The following is a 20,932-nucleotide window of genomic DNA, read 5'->3' as shown; positions in this document are numbered from 1 at the left end:
CTCGTCGGTAATGCAGGGGAAACGGCATTCTCCCGGCGGTATCTTCCCACGCATCAGGAGAGCTCCCCCGTATCGGAAGGAGCGTCAGAACCGGTGAGTGACAGTCATCTTCCCTATGATCCCTTCACCGATTTCCCCCCGGAACTCCCCGGCCAGCTGCGGCCGTACCTGTCCGATCTCGTCGACGACGTCGTGGCGGAGATCCAGCAGGGCATCCCCGAGTACGCACGCCCCCAGGACGACACGTACATGCGCACCCTGCGTACGGGTGCCGAACAGGCGCTGGGGCTGCTGCTCGACAGGATGACCAAACCGCAGGAGGGCTGGGAGGCGGTGGCGCAGACCTATCACAGCATCGGCCGCGGCGAGGCGAACGAGGGCCGCAGTCTCGACGCCTTCCAGCAGGCCATGCGGATGGGTGCGCGGATCGCCTGGCGGCGCATCAACTCGCTCGCCGACGAACAGGTGCTGCCGCGGGGCGTACTGGTGTCGCTCGGCGAGGCGATGCTCGTGCACCTCGACGAGATCATCGAGGCGACGGCGAGCGGCTATACGGAGGCCCGGCTGCGCGCGGCAGGTGAACTGCAGCGCAGACGCGACCGGTTGCTCGACCTGCTGACGGCCGATCCGCCCGCGTCCTGCGAGGCGATCTCCGACCTGGCGCGCGCCGCGCAGTGGACGGTGCCGCGCAGGCTGGCGGTGGTGCTGGTGGACGCGCCCCCGGGCGAGAACGGCGCGGAGCCGGAGCGGCCCATCACCCCGCCCGACGTCCTCGTACGGACGGACCGCCTGCCGGTGTGCATGGTGGTGCCGGACCCGGACGGACCGGGGCGCGCGCGGTCGGTCTCGCTGGCGCTGCGCGGACAGCGGGCGGTGATCGGGCCGACGGTCGGCGTCTCGGACGGCAGCAGGTCGGCGCGGCTGGCGGCGGAGGCCCTGGAGCTGGCGCAGCGGGGCATCATTCCGCGCCGGGAGGTGATCCGCTGCGAGGACCACCTGTCGACGCTGCTGCTGTTCCAGGACGAGACGCTGCTGGACGTGCTGGCGGAGCGGCACATGGGCCCGCTGGAGCAGGTGCGCGCGCCGCACCGGCACCGGCTGGCGGAGACGCTGCTCGCCTGGCTGCGCAGCGGCCACAACACGATCGAGGTGGCGAAGCGACTGGCCGTCCACCCGCAGACGGTGCGCTACCGGCTGCGTCAGCTCGACGAGCTGCTCGGCGACCGGCTGCAGGACCCGGACACGCTGTTCGAGATGGAACTGGTGCTGCGGGCACGGCAGCTGGCCCGTCAGGGGCAGGAGCTGTCCGGACCTTCCGCCGCCGGCCCGGCGGCCGCGCTGAGACCGACGGGGACGTAGTCGCCCGGTCCGGGGCGTTGACAGCCGCGGCCGTACCGAACCAGGATAAGCAAGCGCTTAGTCCTCGACCGGGATCGGATCACCGCCATGGCCTCACGCTCGCTCCTGCTCTCCCGCCGTGACCTCGATTTCCTGCTCCACCAGTGGCTGGACACCGGGGAGCTGCTGCGCAGGCCGCGCTTCGCCGAGCACAGCAGGGAGACGGTCGACGCCGTGCTCGACCTGAGCGAGCAGCTGGCCGAGCGGCACTTCGCCCCGCACAACAAGAAGAACGACCAGGAGGAGCCGTCCTTCGACGGGGAGCGGGTGCACACCATCCCCGAGGTGAAGGAGGCCCTGGAGGCGTTCGCCAAATCGGACCTGCTGACCGCGTCCATGGACGCCGAACTCGGCGGCGCGCAGCTGCCGCAGACCGTGGCGACGGCCTGCTTCGGCTTCTTCCAGGCGGCCAACGTGGGCACCTCGTCGTACCCGTTCCTGACCCTGGGGAACGCGCGGCTGCTGTGTGCCCACGGGTCGGCCGAACAGATCGACACCTTCGTCCGGCCCATGCTGGAGGGGCGGTTCTTCGGCACGATGTGCCTGTCCGAACCGCAGGCCGGCTCGTCCCTCGCGGACGTCGCCACCCGCGCCGAAGCACAGGACGACGGTACGTACCGGCTGTTCGGCAGCAAGATGTGGATCTCCGGCGGGGACCACGAACTGTCCGAGAACATCGTCCACCTGGTGCTCGCCCGCATCCCCGGAGGCCCGCCCGGGGTGAAGGGCCTCTCGCTCTTCATCGTGCCCAAGTACCTGGTACGGCCGGACGGTTCGACGGGCGAGCGCAACGACGTCGTCCCCGCGGGCCTCAACCACAAGATGGGCTACCGCGGCACCACCAACGCACTGCTCAACTTCGGCGAGGGCCAGCACACCATCGACGGTGCGCCCGGCGCCGTCGGCTATCTGGTGGGCGAACAGCACCGCGGACTCGCGTACATGTTCCACATGATGAACGGCGCCCGCATCGGCGTCGGCGCGGGCGCCATGGCACTCGGCTACACCGGCTACCTGAAGTCCCTGGAGTACGCCCGGGAACGCCCGCAGGGTCGGCCGGTCGCCACCAAGGACCCCTCGTCCGGCCAGGTGCCGATCGTCGAACACGCCGACGTGCGCCGCATGCTGCTCGCGCAGAAGTCGTACGTGGAGGGCGCGCTCGGCCTGCTGCTGTACTGCTCGCGGCTGGTCGACGAACAGCGCACCGCCGAGTCGGAGGAGGACCGGGAGCGGGCCGGACTGCTGCTGGACGTGCTCACCCCGATCGCCAAGAGCTGGCCGTCCCAGTGGTGCCTGGAGGCCAACAACCTCGCCATCCAGGTGCACGGCGGCTACGGCTACACCCGTGAGTACGACGTGGAGCAGCACTACCGCGACAACCGGCTGAACCCCATCCACGAGGGCACCCACGGCATCCAGGCCATGGACCTGCTCGGCAGGAAGGCCGTCATGGGCGGCGGCGCAGGACTGCTGGCGCTCGGCGAGGCCGTCGGCGAGACGGTGGAGCGGGCCTCCGCCGCCGGCAGCGAGGCCGCCGAACTCGCCGCCACACTGCGGGACACCTGGAACCGGGTGACAGCGGTGACGGCCAAACTGTGGGAGACCGGCGACCCGGAGACGGCCCTGGCCAACGCGTCGGTGTACCTGGAGGCCGTCGGACACACCGTCCTCGCCTGGATCTGGCTGGGCCAGTTCCTCGCGACCGGCGACGAACAGGACGCCTTCCACCAGGGCAAGAGGCAGGCGGCGCGGTACTTCTTCCGGCACGAACTGCCCCGGACCGGGCCGCAGTTCGACCTGCTGGCCAGCCGGGACGTGACCACCCTGGAGACGGACCCCGACTGGCTGTGACCCCACCCGGCCGCGGCTCAGGAGCTGCTCGTCTGCTCCTTACAGCCGCCGACACGGTCCCCGGTGAGCGCCGCGCCCTCCACGCTGTTGCGGTCCTCGACGACCTTCTTCGCCTCGGCGCCGCGCTCACCGGGCCACACCGTGGCGTTCACCGAATGACCGGGCACCAGGCTCATCTTGGCGCCGGGCAGCGCCGTCGCCACGACCTGCGCCTGCGGCTCGTTGGCGGGGTTGTACGTGATGCGGGTGCGGCCGTCGGGCGACTGCGCGGCGGCCGGCACCGGGCCCTCGACGATGCGGAACCCGTTCTTGCGCAGGCCGTCCTCCAGCCGCTGTGCGCGCGCCCCAGTGCCCGCCACCTGTACGGGAACGGTCGAGGGCGGCAGGGACACGGCCCGTACGCCGGGCGGCGGCCGGTGGTGCGGATTGGCCGTCAGCGACCGGTCCTCGCGCAGGTCGCGGAAGAGCTCCGCGGCGCGTTTCCTGTCCCACTTGAGGGAGGACCCCCACCCCGGCACGCGCAGGTCGAAGTCCGCCATCGGCACAGTGGCGAACTCCGTCCGACGGGCCGTCAGCCCGTGCAGCTCGCTGCCCAGTTCGGCCATCCTCGCGGCGGTCAGCGTGCCGTCGGTACGTACGGACTTGCGCAGGGCGTTCACCGTACGGGCCATCGCCGCCGGGTCGGACTGTGCGCGGTCTCCGGTGAGCGCGGTCAGCATGGAGGTCAGCACGTACTGCTGACGCCGGTTGCGCCCCAGGTCACCGGGCGGGGACACATGGCGGGCACGCACGTACCGGAGCGCCTTCTTGCCGTCCAGGTCGTGATGCCCCGCCTTCAGGTCCAGCCCGGAGTTGAAGTCCCACAGCGGCTGGTCGGTGCACACTTCGGCACCGCCCATGTCGTCCACCGCGCGGACGAAGCGCGAGAAGTCCACCTGCGCGTAATGGTCGACGTGCACACCGGTGTTCAGTTCCACCGTGCGCTTCGCCAGCTCGGGCCCGCCGTGCTTGAACGCCGCGTTGATCTTTCCGCGTTCCGGCGCTCCCTTCTGCCGGGCGAAGGGCACGTACGAGTCGCGCGGGATGCTCACGCCGGACACCCGCTTACGGTCGCCGGACAGATGCAGCAGCATCATCGTGTCCGTGCAGTTGCACTCTTTCCCGTTGACGTGCAGCCGGTCCTTCTCCGCGCCGGACATGCCGCGCCGCTGGTCGATGCCCGTCAGCAGGATGTTGACGCCCTTGTCGTCAGCGGAACCGGACCCCGCACCGTTCCCCTCCCCCGAGCCCGGCAGCAGGCCGCACGACGGCACGGCGCCGCACAGCAGCGCACCGCCGACCGCTGTCGCGCACAGCCCGCGGCGCAGCCGTGCCCTTCCGGAGAACACGGACAGCCCGGGGAACACGCGCAGTCTGGAGAACGCGGACGTCCTGGGAAACGCGGACAAGAACAACACCTCCGGCGGAACAGTCCGTTCGGAGGCTAGAGGCGGTGCACGGTCACGTACGGCTCATCGGCGGCCGGCCCCGCCGTGTCCACCCGTCAGGCCCAATCCCCCTGCTGGTCGCCCTGTGGCACCTCGTGCTCGGGGCGCCGTTCCAGCGGGCGGGTCGCGGGCCCCTGTATGACCTCGCCCTCCGTGCCGAAGCGCGAACCGTGGCAGGGGCACTCCCAGGCGCCCTCCTCGTCGTTGAACCGCACCAGGCAGCCCAGATGGGTGCAGCGCGGCGACACGGCGCGGAGCTCGCCCTCGGGCGTACGGTGCACCGCCGAGCGCCGCCCCTCGATGCGGACGATCGCCCCCGTGCCCGGCGCGATCTCGTCCACGCTGTCCACGTACGACGAGCGCAGTCTGTCCGCCACGAAGCGCCGTGCGACGGCCGACTGGAACCGCAGCATCGCCGGCGCCTCCCGCGGGCTCAGCCGGCGCGGCTCGTACAGCCGGGCCCAGGAAGGGAGTTCACCGCCGGTGATGTGCGCGGCCAGCAGCTGCCCCGACAGCACACCGCTCGCCATGCCCCAGCCGCCGAACCCGGTGGCCACCCACGTGTGCTGGGCCGCGGGGTGGAAGCGGCCGATGTACGGGACGCCGTCCGTGGTGTCGTTGTCCTGGGTGGCCCAGCGGTGCACCATGCGCGCGTCGGGGAAGCGCTCGTACATCCACGCCGCGAGCCGCTCGTACCGCGCGCCCACGGAACCTATGCCCGTGGTGCCCGGCGTGAACTTCTCGCCGGTCACGATGAGCAGCCGCTGCCCGTCCCGGAAGGGGTACGGCGCGGTGCGCACCGAGCGGGTGCGGCGCTCCGGGGTGAGGTAGCAGCCGCCCGGATCCTGCTCCTCCGGCAGCAGCGCGGAGACGACCAGCTCCCTGCGGGGTTCGAGCCGGGAGAACATCAACGCCCGGTCGAAGACCGGGTAGTGGGTGGCCACGACTACGTCGCGCGCGACGACCTCCGCGTCGTTCTCCGTGCTGACGCGGCACGGGTCGCCCGCGTCCAGCCCGGTGACACGCGTGCGTTCGTGGATGACACCGCCGCGCCGGCACAGGTCGGCGGCGAGGGCGAGGAGGTACTTGCGGGGGTGGAACTGGGCCTGCCCTGCCACCCGTACCGCCGCGTGCACCGGGAACGGGAGGCCGGTGCGGGTGACGTACGAGGCGGGCAGGCCGGCCTCCTGGGCCGCCTCCGCCTCGGCGCGGATCTCCGCGGCGTGCCGGGACGACTCGACGAACGTGTAGCCCGGAACGCGCTCCAGTTCGCAGTCGGCGCCCAACTGCCGCGCCGTGTCCGCGAGATGCTCGACGGCCTGCTGCTGGGACAGCGCGTACTGGCGGGCCGCCTCGGGCCCCTGGGCATCGCGCAGTCTGGCGTAGATCAGCCCGTGCAGGACCGACACCTTCGCGCTCGTGTGGCCGGTCACCCCGGCGGCGATCCTGTCGGACTCCAGAACGGCCACCGTCTGGCCCGCACAGGTGAGTTCCCACGCGACCGACAGTCCGGCCATACCGCCGCCCACGACGACCGTGTCCACCTCCAGGCGGCTGCCCGGCGCGAGGGGCGGATGGGGCGACCCCGCCGCGGAGAGCATCCAGTACGACTCGTAGCCGACGGGCAGTGTCGTCACGACCGCGCTCCCTCCTCGGCCTCCCCCACGCGGTGACACACGCCGACGGACCGGTCTCTTGTTCGTCTCCACTCTGTCGTTCCCTTTTGCACGCGAGTCATCCACATTCCGCATGGGCCGGTGAGCGGGGGATTTCGCCCGGCGGCCCGGAGTTTCCCCCGATCCGCCCCGCGCGGCGTACCGGCGGCGCTACCGTGGCTGCCCGCGGGGATCAGTCGGTTGAAGTGTGCCGGGAGGGATCCCAGATGCGTGAGGAAACAGAGCTGACGCCTGCTCAGCGACTCCAGGGACTGCTGGCCAGGTCCCGCAATCCGTTCGACGTGTCCGACGCCATGCTGGAACGCCTGGAGCGGTCCGTCGTGCACGAGGTCGCGCCCGACCACGGGCAGCCGCAGTACGCACGGCCCTGGGACACCGGGGAGGCGTGGTGGGGCTGCTTCCGCCACGTCTTCCTGCTCAGGGACGGCAGCAGCGAACTGCTGTGGGAGCTGTGCTACGAGGACCAGGACGGCGACGGACAGCTGGTGTCCGAGGTGTACGAACGCGAGCACGAGATGCGGCAGTCCGAGCGGCGCGTTCACGGCGGCGTCGGGTCCGGCGGTGAAGTCCTCGCGGACGGCGGCACGCACGGGGAGCTGTACGGCGGCGCCCGCGACGACACGTACGGCGAGGACGCCGGCGCCGCCGGGGAGGCGGACATACAGGGGGAGCCCGAAGTGCCAGGCGGTGCGGCCCCGTTCGGGCTCGTACCGCAGGCGGCCTGGCTGCCCCGGCAGCGCGGCTACGTACAGCACGACTCCCCCGACCACGCCCGCCGGCTGCTGCGCCGCGCGGAGAACGAGGACCGCCCCGGCGAGGACGTACTGCGCCTGCTGTCCGGCGCACAGGGGCACGAGATCGTGCACGTGCCCCGGCCGCACGCGCTGGTCCGCGAGTGGCACATCTGGTGCTCGCTGTACCAGCACGCCTTCCTGCTCGCCGACGGCAGCGAACTCAGCCTGTACGAGCTGGAGCACGATCTGACGGGTTCGGGGCGGCTGGTGTGCGAGGTGTACCTGGACGAGGCACACGCCGACCGGGCCGCACACCGGCACGCCCGTGAACACGGATTCGAACTGTGACCTTGTGACCTTCGGAGGGGTGCGCCTATCGTGGGCGCGCTCGGCAGCAACTCCCCGCAGTGTGTGTCCACTTACGCAGTGTCTCCACTCGACCGGAGGAACGGCTATGTCCGCACGGGGCCGCCACCGCCGCCACAAACCCGGCTCCGTCGCCCGGGCCTCGCTCCGCGTCACCGTCGGCGGGGCGGGCATCGCCATCCCGCTGGCGAGCGTGAACTTCGCGCACGCCGCGCCGGAGGACACCTGGAACAAGGTCGCGGCCTGTGAGAGCAGCGGCTCCTGGAACGTCAACACGGGCAACGGGTACTACGGCGGGCTGCAGTTCACCCAGAGCACGTGGCAGGCGTACGGCGGGACGGCCCACGCGCCGCGCGCCGACCTGGCGACGCGGGACGAACAGATAGCCGTCGCCGAGAAGGTGTTACGGGCCCAGGGCCCCGGCGCCTGGCCCCAGTGCGGCCCCCGGGCCGGACTGTCGCGCACGGCGGCGGACCCCGGCCCGGCCCCCGCCGCACGCCCGGCCGCACAGGAGCGGGAACGCGCACAACGGGACGACGGCGACAGGGACAACGTCAGCCGGGACAGCGGCAACAGGAATGCCGGCGGTGACAGCGGTGACGAGGCGCGGAAGCGCGCCGAGCGGGCCCGGCAGGCCAAGGCCGACCGGGCGAAACAGCCGACGACGTACGAAGTGGTCGGCGGCGACAGTCTGTCCAGCATCGCGCAGCGGCGGGACGTGTCCGACGGCTGGCGAGGGCTGTACGAGCGCAACCGGCCGGTCGTCGGACGCGACCCCGACCTGATCCGCCCCGGACAGCAGCTCGACCTCCGCGGGAAGGCCGCCCGGAGCGAGGCGAAGGCGCCGTCCCGGGCGAAACAGCCGTCGACGTCCCGTTCGGCACCGGAGAAGAAGCGGACCGCACCGGAGAAGAAGCGGGCAACGCCGGAGAAGAAGCGGGCCGCGTCACAGGGCACCGCCGGCAAGCCGGCCTCGTACACGACGCCCGTCCAGGGCGCGGACACGGGGACGGGCTACCGGGTACCGGGCAGCAGCTGGTCCTCGGGCTACCACACGGGCGTGGACTTCCCCGTCGCCACGGGCACGGCCGTACGGGCGGTCAGCGGGGGCACCGTGGTGTCGGCGGGATGGGCCGACGCGTACGGCTATCAGGTGGTGCTGCGGCACACCGACGGCAAGTACAGCCAGTACGCGCACCTTTCGGCCATCGCGGTACGGGAGGGCGCGCAGGTCGGCAGCGGGCAACGGCTGGGCCGATCCGGCGCGACGGGCAATGTGACCGGCCCCCACCTGCACTTCGAGATCCGTACGGGGCCGGCCTTCGGCACGGACATCAACCCCCTCGCCTACCTGCGCGAGCGCGGCGTCTCCCTCTGAGGGGTTCCCGTCAGAGGGCGCTCCCGTCTGCCGGCGGTCAGCGTCGGCGGCGCATGCGCATCCGGATGACCAGCAGGTCGGCCACGGCGAACGCCGTCAGTGCGCCGCAGAGCACGGTCAGCAGGAGCAGCGTGTCGCTGGTGGGGACGTTGTCGGGGCCGGCCCGCACCGTCCAGTACCAGAGCAGCCCGGTGCCGAGGGCGAACAGGGGCGTGAACAGCAGGGAGAGGGCCAGCCGCAGCCGGAGGTCGCTCCGGGCGGTGAGCGGCTCGGTCCCGGAACGTTCCACGGGAGCCGGACGCGGCCCCTGTGTGCCCGGCTCCCCCGGCCGGCGGGCGTGTGCCCACGAGTGACGCGTCCACCAGTGGGACGCCTGCGGGTGATGCATCTGCGGGTGACTGGACATGATGCGGTCACCTCCTCCCGCACTTCCAGTGTCCCTCAGCCGGCGCCTTCGGCGCGGCCCGTCACAGCTCCGCGTGCTCGAGGGTCCGGTCGCACCAGCGGGTGAGAAGGGGCCGGTCATGGCCGACGGCGAGGAGTGCCGCGCCGGTCGCGTCCCGGTACGCCTCGACCGCGGCGACCAGGGAGGCCGTCGTCGACGCGTCCAGCATCGCCGTCATCTCGTCGCACACCAGGACCCGCGGCCGCAGCACCAGCGCGCGGGCGAGGCACGCCCGCTGCAGCTGTCCGTCGCTCACCTCGTGCGGTCTGCGGGTGAGCAGGTCGCCGCCCAGGCCGACGGTCTCCGCCAACTCGCCGACCCTGTCCGGGATTCCTGCGGCCGGCTGCCGTGTCGCCCGCAGCGGCTCCGCGATCAGGTCGGCCAGGACGAGCCGCGGGTCGGCGGCCATCCGCGGCTGCTGGAAGACGACGCCGACGGCGGTGCGCTGCGCGCGGGGCGCACGGTGCCGCCAGCCGCGTACGGGTTCGCCGGCGATGCGGACGCTGCCCGCCGCGGGGCGGTGCAGCAGCGCCGCGACCTTCGCGAGGGTCGACTTGCCGCAGCCGCTCGGACCGAGCAGCCCCACCGCCTCCCCCTCGCGCACGGTCAGGGAGACGCCCCGCAGCACAGGGGTGCCCTTGTCGTATCCGGCGGTGATGTCGTGCAGCTCAAGCACGGTCGGCGCCCCCGTGGTCCGCGCCCGGCCCGCCCGGCACCCCGACCGGCGCTCCGAGCGGATGGTGGCAGGCGGCGCCGTCACCGAGCTCCGGCACGGCGTCGCACTCGTTGCTCGCACGCTCGCAGCGCGGCGCGAAGGCGCACCCCTCGGGCAGGGCACCCAGCTCCGGCGGCATGCCGGGGATGGGCCGGAAGGCACGCTCGGGCAGCGCCTCCAGCAGCCCGCGCGCGTACGGGTGGCGTGGTCCCGGTTCGCCGAAGAAGCCCTGTGCCCCGGTGAGTTCGACGATCCGTCCGGCGTACATGACGGCGACCCGGTCGGCTATGCGCTCGGCGGCGGCGAGGTCGTGGGTGATGATGAGCAGCCCGCGGCCCTCGCCGGTGTGGGAGCGCAGTTCGTCGACGGTGCGCTCGACGAGGTCCCGGTCCAGGCCCGTCGTCGGTTCGTCGGCGATGAGCAGGGGCGCCTCGCCGACGAGTGCCATCGCGGTCGCGGCGCGCTGGGCGAGGCCGCCGGACAACTCGTGCGGGTAGCGGTCCAGATGGCCGGCCGGGAAGGCCGCGCGTTCCGCTGCCTCGACGGTGGCCCGGTCGAGCCCGTCGCGGCCGGTGCCGGTCAGCTCCCGTACGGTCTCGGCCAGTTGGGACCGTATGGTCCGCACGGGCGTCAGATGGGCGGCCGGGCTCTGCGGTACGAGGCCCACCTGCCGGCCGCGCACCGTACGGGCGAGGGTGCGCTCGTCGGCGGTCAGCAGGTCGAGGGGGCCGGACCCGCCGTCGCCCGCGAGGGCCGTGCCGCGCGTCTCCGCGTTGGCGGGGAGCAGCCCGAGCAGCGCGGAGGCGAGCACGGACTTGCCGCAGCCGCTCTCCCCCACGAGCGCGAGACACTCGCCGGCCGCGAGGTCGAACGACACGTCGGTGACGGCGGCGACGGACGCGCCGTGCCGCATCCGGAACCGTACGGACAGCTCCCGCACGGACAGCAGCGGTGGTGCGGGGGCGCTCACAGCATCAGCTCCGATCGGCGGCGCGGGTTGATCCGCTCCCGCCAGGCTCCGGCCAGTCCGGCGACGGCGAGGGTGGGGACGATGATGAACAGCCCGGGGAAGAGCGTGGGCCACCAGTCGCCCGCCAGCAGGGTGCTGCGTGCGTCCTGGACCATGTTGCCCAGGCTGGCCCGGTGGGTGGGCAGTCCGAGGCCGAGGAACGACAGTGCGGACTCGTGCCACACGGCGTGCGGCACCATCAGTACGGCGGCGAGTCCGGCCTGCGGCAGCACGCCGGGTACGAGATGCCGAATGGTGACCCGCCAGCGGGAGGCTCCTCCGGAGACGGCGGCGTCGACGTACGGGCGTGCGCGCAGCGACAGCACTTCGGCCCGCACGATGCGCGCGGTGGAGAGCCAGTGGGTGAGCCCCACGGACACGATGACCGGCCACACTCCGGGCCGGAACATGGCCACGATGAAGATGCCCAGCAGCAGGTGCGGTACGGAGGAGAACACGTCCACGACGCGCATCACCATCCGGTCGGCACGTCCGCCCAGCGCGCCCGCGCACGCGCCGACCGCCGTCCCGATGACGGTGGCCGCCAGGGCTGCCACGACGCCGACGAGCAGGGAGACGCGCAGCCCGTAGACGCAGCGCAGCAGGACGTCGCGCCCGTTGTCGTCGGTGCCGAACAGATGGGCCGTCGAGGGGTGTTGCAGTTTGGCCGCCAGGTCGACGGCCTGTTCGTCCAGTGGGAAGAACAGCGGTACGAGCAGCACGGTGGCCACGACCGCGGCGACGAGTACGCCGGACGCCCACACGCGCAGGGCGCGCGGGGAGCGGCGCCCCCCGGCGCCGCTCCCGGTCGCGCGCGTGCGCCGGCCGGCCCGCACAGGCCGAACTGTCCTGTCGTTCGGTGCAGTTCTGACGTTCCGTGCAGTGCTGCCGTTCTGTGCGCTGCCGTTCTGTGTGGCCGTCACATCTCCTCCAGCGGTACGCGCGGGTCGGCCAGTCCGTACAGCAGGTCGGACAGCAGATTGCCGGCGAGGACGGCTGCCGTGGCGAGGGTGGTGAGCGCGGCCAGCAGCGGGAAGTCCACCGAGGTCGCGGCCTCGACCGTCGCGGAGGCGATGCCGGGCCAGCTGAAGACGGTCTCCACGAGCAGCGCGCCGGTGATGAGTTCGGGCACGCGGGAGCCGACCAGGGTCAGTACGGGCAGCAGTCCGAACCGCAGGGCGTGCCCCAACAGCACGGTGCGCTCCCGCAGTCCGCGCGCGCGGGCGCCGCGTACGGCGTCCTCTTCGAGCGCGTCGGCGACGCCCTGCCGTACGTACAGCAGGAACCACGGCAGCTGAGACACCGCCAGCACCGTTGCGGGCAGGGCGAGATGACGTACGAGTGCGCCCGCCGTGACGACGTCGCTGCCCGTGTCGGTGAGGCCCCCGGCGGGCAGGACGCCCAGTTTCAGCGCGAACAGCCAGACGGCGAGCAGGCCGAGCCAGAACGGTGGCGCGGCCTCCAGCGTGTAGGCGGCCGAGGTGACGGTGCGGTCGAACCAGCCGCCCTGCCGGCGTGCGGCGAGGATCCCGAGCACGGTGCCGGCCAGCACGGCGAGCGTGAACCCGACGGCGCACAACAGCACGGACCAGCCGAGCCGTTCGCCGATGACCTGCGACACGGGCTGCCGCAGTGCGGTGGAGTCGCCGAGGTCGCCCTGCAGTGCGTTGAGCGCCCAGTGCCACCAGCGTTCCGGGAACGGGCCGTCGACGTGGAGGTTCTCCCGCAGCTGGTCCAGGGTCCGCTGGGAGGCGTTCAGTCCGGCCGAACCGGCGTACTGCTGCACGGGGTCGAAGGGCGAGGCGGCCGCGATGGCGAACACGCCGAAGGTGACGGCGGCGAGCACGGGGACGGCGGCCAGCAGCCGGCGGCCCACGAGCCGGGCCGCCGGGACCCACAGGGAGCGGCGGCCCGCGCGCGGGTCGCCACGGGGCGGTGCGGGTGCTGCGGTGGTCACTTGGACGGCTGCCAGTCCTGCACGTTCCACCAGGGGCCGGCGCCGATGCCGTGGTCGTGCGGCTCGGTCTGGGTGGTGAGGTCCTTCCAGCCGTCGTCGACGACGTACACGTGGTCGATGTGGTCGAGGAAGGTGTAACCGGGGTCCTTCTCCAGTTCCTTCTGGACCGTGTCGTACGCCTTCTTGCGCACGTCCTTGTCGCCGGTCCTGCGGCCCTCGTCGAGTGCCTTGTCGACGGCCTTGTTGTCGTACTGCGCCATGTTGTTCCAGCCGTCGCCGGCCTGGGACGAGTGCAGCGCCGGGTAGAGGTCGAAGTCCGGGTCGGCGGGGAAGCCGTTGCCGGCCAGCAGGGCGTCGTGCTTGAGCTTCGGCTGGATGACCTCGCGGCTGCCGGCCTGCACCTTGACGTCGATGCCGGCCTTCTTCGCGTCGGACGCGTAGGCGAGCGCGTGGTCCTGGCGGAGCTTGTCGCCGGAGAAGTACCAGAGGGTGAACGAGGCGCGCCTGCCGTCCTTTTCGCGGATGCCGTCCTTGCCGGGCTTCCATCCGGCCCTGTCCAGGATCTTCTTGGCGGCGGACAGGTCGTGCTCGCGCTCGGTGCCCTTCGCGAACCAGGGGCTGTCGGTGGCCAGTGGCCCGTACGCGGGCTTGCCGGCGCCGTTGAGGATGGACTTCACCATGGCCCCGCGGTCGACGGCGACGTCGAGGGCGCGGCGTACGTCCTTGTCCCCGGTGACCTTGTTGCCGGACGGCAGGGTGACGGCGCGGTAGTCGGCGGTCTTGGCGCGCAGGGTGCGCTTTCCGCTGTCGCTCCGGAACGGCTCGGCCAGGTTGGGCGGCAGGATGGCGCCGTCCAGGTCGCCGGAGCGCAGCCGGGTGGCGCGCACGTCGTCGTCCTCGATGACCGCGACGGTGAACTTCTTCACCGCGGGTTCGCCACCCCAGTAGTGCGGGTTGGCCTTGAGGCTCAGCTTCTCGCCCTTGCGCCAGTTGGTGAGGACGTACGGGCCCGTGCCGACCGGCTTGGTGTTGTACGGGCCGGTGTTGACGTTCTGGCCGCCGGCGTCCTCGTGGGAGGCGATGGGCAGGACGGTGCGCTCGGCGAAGGGCGCGTAGGGGTACTTGAGCTTGAAGACGACCTTGTGGTCGCCGTCGGCGCGCACGCTGTCCAGTGCGTCGAGTTCGCTCTTGGAGGCGTTGTTGGTCTTCTTGTCGAGGATGGTGCGGTAGGTGAACACCACGTCCTCGGCGGTGAACGGCTTGCCGTCGCTGAACTTCACACCCTTGCGCAGCGTGTACGTGTAGGTGGTGCCGCCGTCGCCGACCTCGGGGAGCTTCGTGGCGAGCGCGGGTCTCAGTCTCATCCGCGCGTCGTGGGTGAGCAGCCCGTCGAATATCTTCGAGTTGCCCTCCTTGCCGTACCCGAGCAACGGGCTGAGGGTTTCCGGTTCCTGGGCCACGCCCACCGTCACGGCGTCCTTGCCGCCGCTGCCTCCCGCGCCCTCACCGCCGGGTGCCGAACAGGCCGCGGCGCCGGTCAGCACCGCCGCTGTCGTCGCCGTCGCCGTCAGCGTCCGTACCGTCCGGGCAGCCATGCGTTCCCGTCCTCTCCCACTCTGCTGAACATCAAGCGTTCTTGCGCCCTGCTGAACATCAAATGTTCTTGCGAACGGCTCGCAATTAAACCGCACGGGGGTGCCGCCCCGTCCACCCGGCCCGGGTCCCGGCGGACGGGTGGCCGGGAAGGTCGGGCAGTGACTGAAGTGACGGTTTTCTGGGCTTCCGTGCTGTTTTCCCGTTACCGGCCCGGGTACCTCGGCGGCGTCGCCCCCGGGAGGCGGACCCGTACGCAGGACCCGAGGCACGACCGAGGAGGGACCTCAAGTGGCAGACAGCGACGGCGATGTGGTGACCCTGCTGCTCAAGCAGCACGAACTCATCCGTGAGCTGTTCGGCGAGGTGACACGTCAGGAGGGTGAGGCACGCCGCGACGCCTTCGAGCGTCTGGTGCGGACGCTCACCGTCCACGAGACCGCCGAGGAGGAGATCATCCACCCGTACGCGCGGCGCCATCTGGAGAAGGGCGAGCACGTGGTCGGGCAGCGGCTCGAAGAGGAGAAGCAGGTCAAGGAGGCGCTGAGCGCGCTGGAGCGGATGGACCCGCACGACCCGGACTTCACGACCCGGCTGGAGGCGCTGCGGCAGGACGTGGAGGCGCACTCGGCCGCGGAGGAACGGGACGAGTTCCACTGCCTGCAGCAGATCACCGACAACCGTGACCGCCGGGCGCTCGCCGCGGGCATCAAGGCGGCGGAGAAGATCGCGCCGACCCATCCGCGGCCGGGCACCGAGTCCGGCGTGAAGAACGCGGCGCTCGGCCCGCTCACCGCGGTCGCCGACCGTACGCGCGACGCGATACGCGGCGCGGTGCGCTGACCCGGACAGCACCTCCCCGCACGACCGGGCCCAACCCGCGCCGTACGACGCGGGTTGGGCCCTTCGTACAACGCCGCCGGGGTGCCCCGGGCGGGCCGGCGGAAAGGACCGGGCCGTCCGGGGCACCCCGGAGCTCCTCGCAGCACACGCTTGCGACGCCTTCGCCGCGGCACCCGCCCTGCTGGTGCGGGTACGCGGGCCGCGGCCAGGAGAGGGGTGCAGGTCCTCTCCGGCCGCTCCCAGCTGCCGTGCGCCTGCTCGCAGTTGCTCCGAGGGCGCCGGGGAGGCCCACTCTGGGTCTCCCCTCGTGTGCGGTGTGTCAGGAGGGCCGGGTTTCACACTGTCCCCGGCGTAAACAACACAGACCCCGGTCACTCAGAGCAGCGAAGTCACCGTGAGGACCGCCCCGGTGGCGGCGGCGCGCAACACGGAGGGCGCATTCGGGTCGCGGGACCGGCGCGCCGCACTCCGCGCGCGGGTGGACTGCCCCCGGCCGTACTGCCCGCGGGCGGCGGCCAGTTGCCGCGCTCCGCGTACGCCGGGCGCGGCCGGGCAGGGGACACCGTGGACGGGACCGGGCGCATGCCGGGGTGCTATGCCCGGAACCTCCCGCACCGGAGGACAAGATCCGGCCGCAGACTTCCGGATTCCTTCCTTCTGCCGCAGCCGGGTCAGTAGCCTCATGCCCGAAGGGGAGCCGCCGCGAGCTGAACGAAGCCTGGAGAGCACTGGATGGAACGTCCCGCCTGGGCCCCACAGGGCATAGACCTGAACGTGCCGAGCGTGTCCCGGATGTACGACTTCTACCTCGGCGGGTCGCACAACTTCGAGGTGGACAGGGACGCGGCACGCAGTGCGATCGCGGCCTGGCCCGGACTGCCGAAGATCATGCAGGCGAACCGCGCCTTCATGCGGCGCGCCATCCGGTACGCCGTCGGCGAGGGCATCACGCAGTTCCTGGACATCGGTTCGGGCATCCCCACCTTCGGCAACGTCCACGAAGTGGCGCAGGCTCTCGATCCGTCGGCACGCGTCGTGTACGTCGACAACGATCCGGTGGCCGTCGCGCACAGCCGCGCGGTGCTGGAGGGTGACGAGCGGACGGACATCGTGTCGGCCGACTTCCGCTCCCCGCAGGACATCCTGTGCAGTCCGGAGGTCCGCAGGGTGCTCGATCTGGAGCAGCCGGTGGCCGTCATGGTGGTCGCCCTGCTGCACTTCGTGGAGGACAAGGACGACCCGGGGAAAGCTCTCAAGGAGCTGTCCGACGCGTGTGTGCCCGGCAGTCTGCTGGTGCTCAGCCACGCGTCGACGGAGCACGGTCCGGGCCGGGACGGAGGAACCGGGATCCAGCGGGTCTACCGCAAGGCGAGCGCGCCGCTGGTCATGCGCTCGTACGCGGACATCGAGAAGTTCTTCGAGGGGTTCCCCCTCGTCGAACCCGGCGTCGTGCCGCTTCCGCAGTGGCGGCCTGACGGCTCACCACACGTGGAGGATCCCGTGGTCTTCAGCGGCTGCGCCGGCGTGGGACGCAAGACGGCACAGGGGCCCGTGGGGTGAACTCCGGCCCGAACGAGCACTCCAGGCTCGACAAGACCCCCGCACCGCACGACGGGCTGCGCCGCTTCGCGACCATCTGGAGCCGCGCCGTCTACCCGGCGACGCAGACGTCGATGAGCCGGGCCGAACTCGCGGACTATCTCTACCCGTTGGCCTGCCGGCTGAGCGAGGCGCTGCACTCCCAGCCGTTCTCCCCCGCGGCCGGACGGGACGTGGGCCACGCGCTCGTGGAGGCGCACTGCACGAGCCCGGACGCGCTGCCGCACCTGCTCGGCGTCATCGAGTCGTACCTCGTGCTGTACGGCACCGCGCCGGACAGTGAGCGGGCGTTGCCCTCCGACGAGGCGCGCGCCCGCTGTTCCCGTCTGCAGCACGCCATTTCGGCCGGCTTCTCCCGTGCGCTGCGCGACCGTACGCTCGCCGAGCAGGAGTCGCTCTCGCGTGCCGCGCTGGCCGCGCAGAGCGCCGTCGAGGAGGCGCTGCACGCGAGCGAGACGCGGTTCCGCGCGGTATTCAAGGACGCCACGATCGGCATCGGCATCGCGGACATGGACGGCCGCATCCTGGACGCGAACGGGGCGCTGGCCCGGATGTTCGGGCGTTCCGAGGAGGAGATGCGCCGCCGCAACGTGCACGACTGGGTGCACCCCGACGACTCTCCCGAAGTGTGGCGGCTGCACCGCGAACTGGTCCGCGGTGAACGGGACCATCTGCGCGTCGACAAGCCGTACCAGCGGCCCGACGGCACCGTGCTGTGGACCAATCTGACGATGTCCCTGCTGCGGGACGCCGAGGGTGCGCCGCGCTATCAGCTGGCGCTCATGGAGGACATCACCGAGCGCAGGCTGCTGCATCTGCGGCTGCGCTACGAGGCCACACACGACGAGCTGACGGGCCTGCCCAACCGCACGCTGTTCGCCGAACGCCTGGACCGCATCCTGGCGTCGGGCAGCGGTGTCAGCCGGTTCGGGCTGTGCTACCTGGACATCGACGGCTTCAAGGCGGTGAACGACAGCCTGGGGCACGCCGTGGGCGACCAGTTGCTCATTTCGGTCGCCGAGCGGCTGCAGTCCTGTGCGTCGGCGCCGGGTCATCTGGTGGCCCGGATCGGCGGGGACGAGTTCGTGGCGCTCATCGCCGACCCCGCCGGCAGCGAGGAGGTCACCGATCTGGCCCGGCAGGCCCTCGCGGCGCTGGCAACGCCGATAACGGTCGACGGGCGCGACCTGTCCGTACGGGCCAGCATCGGCATCGTCGAGGGCGCCAGCGGGGAGCTCCGTCCCGAAGAGGTGTTGCGCAGCGCGGACATCACGATGTACCGGGCGAAGGACGGCGGCGGGAACCGCTACGAGCTGGCCGACCCCGACTCGGACGCGCGTGCCATAGACCGGCACAGTCTGACCAACCATCTGCCGGCGGCGCTGGAGCGGGGCGAGTTCTTCCTGGAGTACCAGCCGCTGATCCGGATGAGCGACGGCACGGTGGACGGCGCCGAGGCCCTGGTGCGCTGGAAGCACCCGGTGCACGGCAGGCTCGGCCCGGACCGGTTCATCCCGCTCGCCGAACACACCGGTCTCATCGTGCCGTTGGGCCGGTGGGTGCTGGAGCAGGCCGTACGGCAGGCGTGCGCGTGGCACGATCAGGAGCACGGTCCGGGCGGGGCCGCGCGGCGTCCTCTGCGCATGAACGTCAACCTGTCGCCGCGTCAGCTGCACCATCCGGATCTGGTGCAGGACACCGTGGCCGTGCTGGAGGCGGCCGGTGTGCCGCCGTCCTCGCTCTGCCTGGAGGTCACCGAGAGCGCGCTGATAGGCGCCGACGAGGACGAGCTGAAGCCGCTGCGCCAACTGGCCGAACTGGGCGTGGACATCGCCCTCGACGACTTCGGCACCGGCTACTCCAACCTCGCCAACCTGCGGCGGCTGCCGGCGACCACCCTGAAGCTCGACCGGTCCTTCACCCAGGGGCTGCAGCAGCATCCGGCCGACCCGGTGGACGTGACGTTCGTGGAGGGCATCGTGTCGCTGGCGCACGCCCTCGGCCTCGCGGTCACCGTGGAGGGCGTCGAGACGGAGCACCAGGCGGACCAGCTGCGCGAGTTGGGCTGTGACACGGCTCAGGGCTGGTTCTACGCACGGCCGGTGTGCGCGGGGGAGTTCGCCGACGAGTGGGCGGCGCGGCCGGCCTGAGGAGGGCCCGGCGCCCCGGGCCGCCCCTCGAACCGCCGCCCGTGGCGTGTCAGACGTGCTTGCCGATCCACTGGAGCAGGTCCGTCTGGACCTCGTCCCGGTTGGTCTCGTTGAGGATCTCGTGCCGGGCGCCCGTGTAGGCGCGCCAGGACAGCTCGCGCAGGCCCAGGTAGCGGAAGTCCTCCAGGAGTTCGTACACGAGCGTCATGCCCTGGTTGCACGGGTCCTGGTCGCCGACGGCGATGTGCACGGGCAGGTCGCGGGGGATCCGTTCCAGCTGCGCGGGATCGTTGATCTTGCGGGAGCCGCGTACCCAGTCGAGCGACAGGCCCGCGCTGAACGGGAAGCCGCACGCCTCGTCGTGGACGTACGTGTCGACCTCGTCGCCGTCCCGCGAGAGCCATTCGAAGCCGGTGCGGTGCTCGTACGGGTCGTTGAAGGCGCCGAACAGTTCGGGCACGAAGTCCGACAGTGCTTCCCTGCCGCTCTTCGCGATCTCCCCCTCCAGCCGCCGGATGTCGGTCTCGGCCTCGCTGCCGGGCAGCGAGCGGAAGGTGCCGGACAGTACGAGGGCTGCCAGCCCGCTCCCGTACTCCTGCGCGTAGTCACGGGCCAGCTGTGAGCCCATGCTGTGACCGAGGAGCACCAGCGGGGTACCGGCGGGCAGTTCGGCCCGTACGCGGTCGCCCACGGCCTTCAGGTCGGCGACCGTGGCGCGCCAGCCCTCCTCGCCGACGACGCCGTACCCGCCCGTGTGCTGAGCCGTACGGCCGTGGCCGCGGTTGTCGGAGGCCGCGACGGCGTAGCCGTGACCGGTGAGGAAGCGCGCGAACCGGTCGTAGCGCAGGCCGTGTTCGGCGGCGCCGTGTGCGATCTGCACGAGGGCGCGTGGGGCTCCCCCGGGGAGCCATGTGTACGTGCCGACCTGTGTGCCGTCCGCCGCTGTGGTGAAGTCCTGCCGAACGCCGCTGTCCGCCGCCACTTCGCCCGCCTCTCTCTTGTGCCCCGGTTCTCTTGTGCCCGGTGCCGCGCCTCGTGCTGTGGGCCGGCACCGTGCGTTGATCCGCAGCCGGTAACCGTAGCGGTGCGCACGGTCCGCGTGAAGCAGGTGCCCGCCCGCCGTGGCGGTCCCGCCGGTGACGTTCCGGCCGTCGTGAGCGCTCGGTTCACGCCAAGCGCGACCCGGCCGGCCGCCGCCCGTGCGCCCGTGCAGATGGCCCGTGCGCCTGCAACGGGGGCGGGTGCGTACCGGTGGACGGCGTACAGTCGCGCCTCCTCCGGGAGGCTCGTTCACTGTTCACCCACATGAAGACACCGGCTTTCACACCTCGCGAGGAGATGAAGTGTGGGCGACCCCGCGTCGGCCGCCGGGAGACGGTGCGGCCGGGACGGGAGGAGGCCACGGGGCCGCAGGGGCGCGGCACGTCCGGCGACGCCGGCTTCCCGTGGCCGGCGCCCGGGTATTTCTCTCTTCGCACGGGTGGATGTGCGGTAGCCACCCGACTGCCAGTCGGCGGGTGCGGGGGTACGGTCGGGCCGGCGCTCCCGTAGCCGGGACGGTGAAGCGCCAGGGGCCCGCTGCCGGGGCCCGAGGGCCGACGGTAGCGCCAATTCCCCTTCAGCGTCCGGCAGTACGGCGAGTCGTCGCGGTTCCCCCGCAGCGCGTAAGCGGAGGCACGGAACGATACGAGAGCCGCGCACGCGGGCGCTTGGTTGATCGCAACGGCGCAC

The 20,932-nt window shown here is 71.9% G+C and carries 16 protein-coding genes; 7 read left to right on the top strand and 9 right to left on the bottom strand.

Annotation, left to right across the window (positions count from 1 at the left end; translation table 11 throughout):
- Window positions 1-93: 93 nt before the first annotated feature.
- Both AC3AGO_RS28590 and AC3AGO_RS28585 read left to right on the top strand, forming a co-directional pair.
- Window positions 94-1,359 (top strand): PucR family transcriptional regulator, encoded by a 1,266-nt coding sequence (locus tag AC3AGO_RS28590; protein WP_487823122.1) that lies wholly within the window; start codon window positions 94-96, stop codon window positions 1,357-1,359.
- Between the two features lie 87 nt (window positions 1,360-1,446).
- Window positions 1,447-3,249, top strand: a complete 1,803-nt coding sequence (locus tag AC3AGO_RS28585) for an acyl-CoA dehydrogenase (protein WP_487823121.1) — start codon at window positions 1,447-1,449, stop codon at window positions 3,247-3,249.
- Window positions 3,250-3,266: 17 nt separating this feature from the next.
- Here the strand turns inward: AC3AGO_RS28585 and AC3AGO_RS28580 are convergent, their stop codons facing one another.
- Window positions 3,267-4,697 carry an LCP family protein gene (locus AC3AGO_RS28580; RefSeq protein WP_487823120.1) on the bottom strand — a complete coding sequence of 477 codons (1,431 nt, stop codon included), beginning with the start codon at window positions 4,695-4,697 and terminating at the stop codon, window positions 3,267-3,269.
- A 95-nt stretch (window positions 4,698-4,792) separates the two neighbouring features.
- Window positions 4,793-6,373 carry an FAD-dependent oxidoreductase gene (locus tag AC3AGO_RS28575; protein WP_487823119.1) on the bottom strand — a complete coding sequence of 527 codons (1,581 nt, stop codon included), beginning with the start codon at window positions 6,371-6,373 and terminating at the stop codon, window positions 4,793-4,795.
- A gap of 245 nt (window positions 6,374-6,618) precedes the next feature.
- Here AC3AGO_RS28575 and AC3AGO_RS28570 point away from each other — a divergent pair, with 245 nt between their 5' ends.
- Together AC3AGO_RS28570 and AC3AGO_RS28565 are read left to right on the top strand one after the other, a co-directional pair.
- The gene (locus AC3AGO_RS28570; RefSeq protein ID WP_487823118.1) at window positions 6,619-7,494 is read left to right on the top strand and encodes a DUF6227 family protein; all 876 of its coding nucleotides are present in this window, start codon (window positions 6,619-6,621) and stop codon (window positions 7,492-7,494) included.
- Between the two features lie 106 nt (window positions 7,495-7,600).
- Entirely contained in the window at window positions 7,601-8,890 is a 1,290-nt protein-coding gene (locus tag AC3AGO_RS28565; protein WP_487823117.1) for a transglycosylase family protein, read from the top strand.
- A 37-nt stretch (window positions 8,891-8,927) separates the two neighbouring features.
- Here AC3AGO_RS28565 and AC3AGO_RS28560 read toward each other — a convergent pair whose 3' ends face one another.
- The 6 genes from AC3AGO_RS28560 to AC3AGO_RS28535 all read right to left on the bottom strand — a co-directional run bounded on the left by AC3AGO_RS28560 (window position 8,928) and on the right by AC3AGO_RS28535 (window position 14,611).
- The gene (locus AC3AGO_RS28560) at window positions 8,928-9,296 is read right to left on the bottom strand and encodes a DUF6343 family protein (protein WP_487823116.1); all 369 of its coding nucleotides are present in this window, start codon (window positions 9,294-9,296) and stop codon (window positions 8,928-8,930) included.
- A 61-nt stretch (window positions 9,297-9,357) separates the two neighbouring features.
- Window positions 9,358-10,011 (bottom strand): ABC transporter ATP-binding protein, encoded by a 654-nt coding sequence (locus tag AC3AGO_RS28555; RefSeq protein WP_487823115.1) that lies wholly within the window; start codon window positions 10,009-10,011, stop codon window positions 9,358-9,360.
- Window positions 10,004-10,963 carry an ABC transporter ATP-binding protein gene (locus AC3AGO_RS28550; RefSeq protein ID WP_487824859.1) on the bottom strand — a complete coding sequence of 320 codons (960 nt, stop codon included), beginning with the start codon at window positions 10,961-10,963 and terminating at the stop codon, window positions 10,004-10,006. Before AC3AGO_RS28550 ends, AC3AGO_RS28555 begins: the two co-directional genes overlap by 8 nt.
- A 53-nt stretch (window positions 10,964-11,016) precedes the next feature.
- Window positions 11,017-11,895 carry an ABC transporter permease gene (locus AC3AGO_RS28545; protein ID WP_487823114.1) on the bottom strand — a complete coding sequence of 293 codons (879 nt, stop codon included), beginning with the start codon at window positions 11,893-11,895 and terminating at the stop codon, window positions 11,017-11,019.
- 83 nt (window positions 11,896-11,978) lie between these two features.
- Window positions 11,979-12,959, bottom strand: coding sequence for an ABC transporter permease (locus AC3AGO_RS28540; RefSeq protein ID WP_487824858.1), 981 nt, complete (start codon window positions 12,957-12,959; stop codon window positions 11,979-11,981).
- A 53-nt stretch (window positions 12,960-13,012) separates the two neighbouring features.
- Window positions 13,013-14,611 carry an ABC transporter substrate-binding protein gene (locus AC3AGO_RS28535; protein WP_487823113.1) on the bottom strand — a complete coding sequence of 533 codons (1,599 nt, stop codon included), beginning with the start codon at window positions 14,609-14,611 and terminating at the stop codon, window positions 13,013-13,015.
- A gap of 289 nt (window positions 14,612-14,900) precedes the next feature.
- Between AC3AGO_RS28535 and AC3AGO_RS28530 the strand changes: the two genes are divergently transcribed.
- The 3 genes from AC3AGO_RS28530 to AC3AGO_RS28520 all read left to right on the top strand — a co-directional run bounded on the left by AC3AGO_RS28530 (window position 14,901) and on the right by AC3AGO_RS28520 (window position 19,201).
- Complete coding sequence (locus tag AC3AGO_RS28530) at window positions 14,901-15,452, top strand: hemerythrin domain-containing protein (RefSeq protein ID WP_487823112.1); 552 nt, start codon at window positions 14,901-14,903, stop codon at window positions 15,450-15,452.
- 732 nt (window positions 15,453-16,184) lie between these two features.
- Complete coding sequence (locus tag AC3AGO_RS28525) at window positions 16,185-17,012, top strand: SAM-dependent methyltransferase (RefSeq protein WP_487823111.1); 828 nt, start codon at window positions 16,185-16,187, stop codon at window positions 17,010-17,012.
- A complete protein-coding gene (locus AC3AGO_RS28520; RefSeq protein ID WP_487823110.1) occupies window positions 17,009-19,201 on the top strand; it encodes a putative bifunctional diguanylate cyclase/phosphodiesterase in 2,193 nt (730 codons plus the stop codon). The genes AC3AGO_RS28525 and AC3AGO_RS28520 overlap by 4 nt, the downstream gene beginning before the upstream one ends.
- A gap of 49 nt (window positions 19,202-19,250) precedes the next feature.
- Here AC3AGO_RS28520 and AC3AGO_RS28515 read toward each other — a convergent pair whose 3' ends face one another.
- Window positions 19,251-20,183 carry an alpha/beta fold hydrolase gene (locus tag AC3AGO_RS28515; protein ID WP_487823109.1) on the bottom strand — a complete coding sequence of 311 codons (933 nt, stop codon included), beginning with the start codon at window positions 20,181-20,183 and terminating at the stop codon, window positions 19,251-19,253.
- Window positions 20,184-20,932: the final 749 nt, after the last annotated feature.

Source organism: Streptomyces sp. BL1, assembly GCF_057628045.1.
Note: the sequence above shows the minus strand (reverse complement) of the source record. Positions and strands in the feature narration are given on the sequence as shown.

Coding starts and splice junctions, on each gene's coding strand:
- AC3AGO_RS28585 (WP_487823121.1), top strand. CDS start 1,447: ATGGCCTCACGCTCGCTCCTGCTCTCCCGCCGTGACCTCGATTTCCTG.
- AC3AGO_RS28535 (WP_487823113.1), bottom strand. CDS start 14,611: ATGGCTGCCCGGACGGTACGGACGCTGACGGCGACGGCGACGACAGCG.
- AC3AGO_RS28570 (WP_487823118.1), top strand. CDS start 6,619: ATGCGTGAGGAAACAGAGCTGACGCCTGCTCAGCGACTCCAGGGACTG.
- AC3AGO_RS28565 (WP_487823117.1), top strand. CDS start 7,601: ATGTCCGCACGGGGCCGCCACCGCCGCCACAAACCCGGCTCCGTCGCC.
- AC3AGO_RS28560 (WP_487823116.1), bottom strand. CDS start 9,296: ATGTCCAGTCACCCGCAGATGCATCACCCGCAGGCGTCCCACTGGTGG.
- AC3AGO_RS28525 (WP_487823111.1), top strand. CDS start 16,185: ATGGAACGTCCCGCCTGGGCCCCACAGGGCATAGACCTGAACGTGCCG.
- AC3AGO_RS28550 (WP_487824859.1), bottom strand. CDS start 10,963: ATGCGGCACGGCGCGTCCGTCGCCGCCGTCACCGACGTGTCGTTCGAC.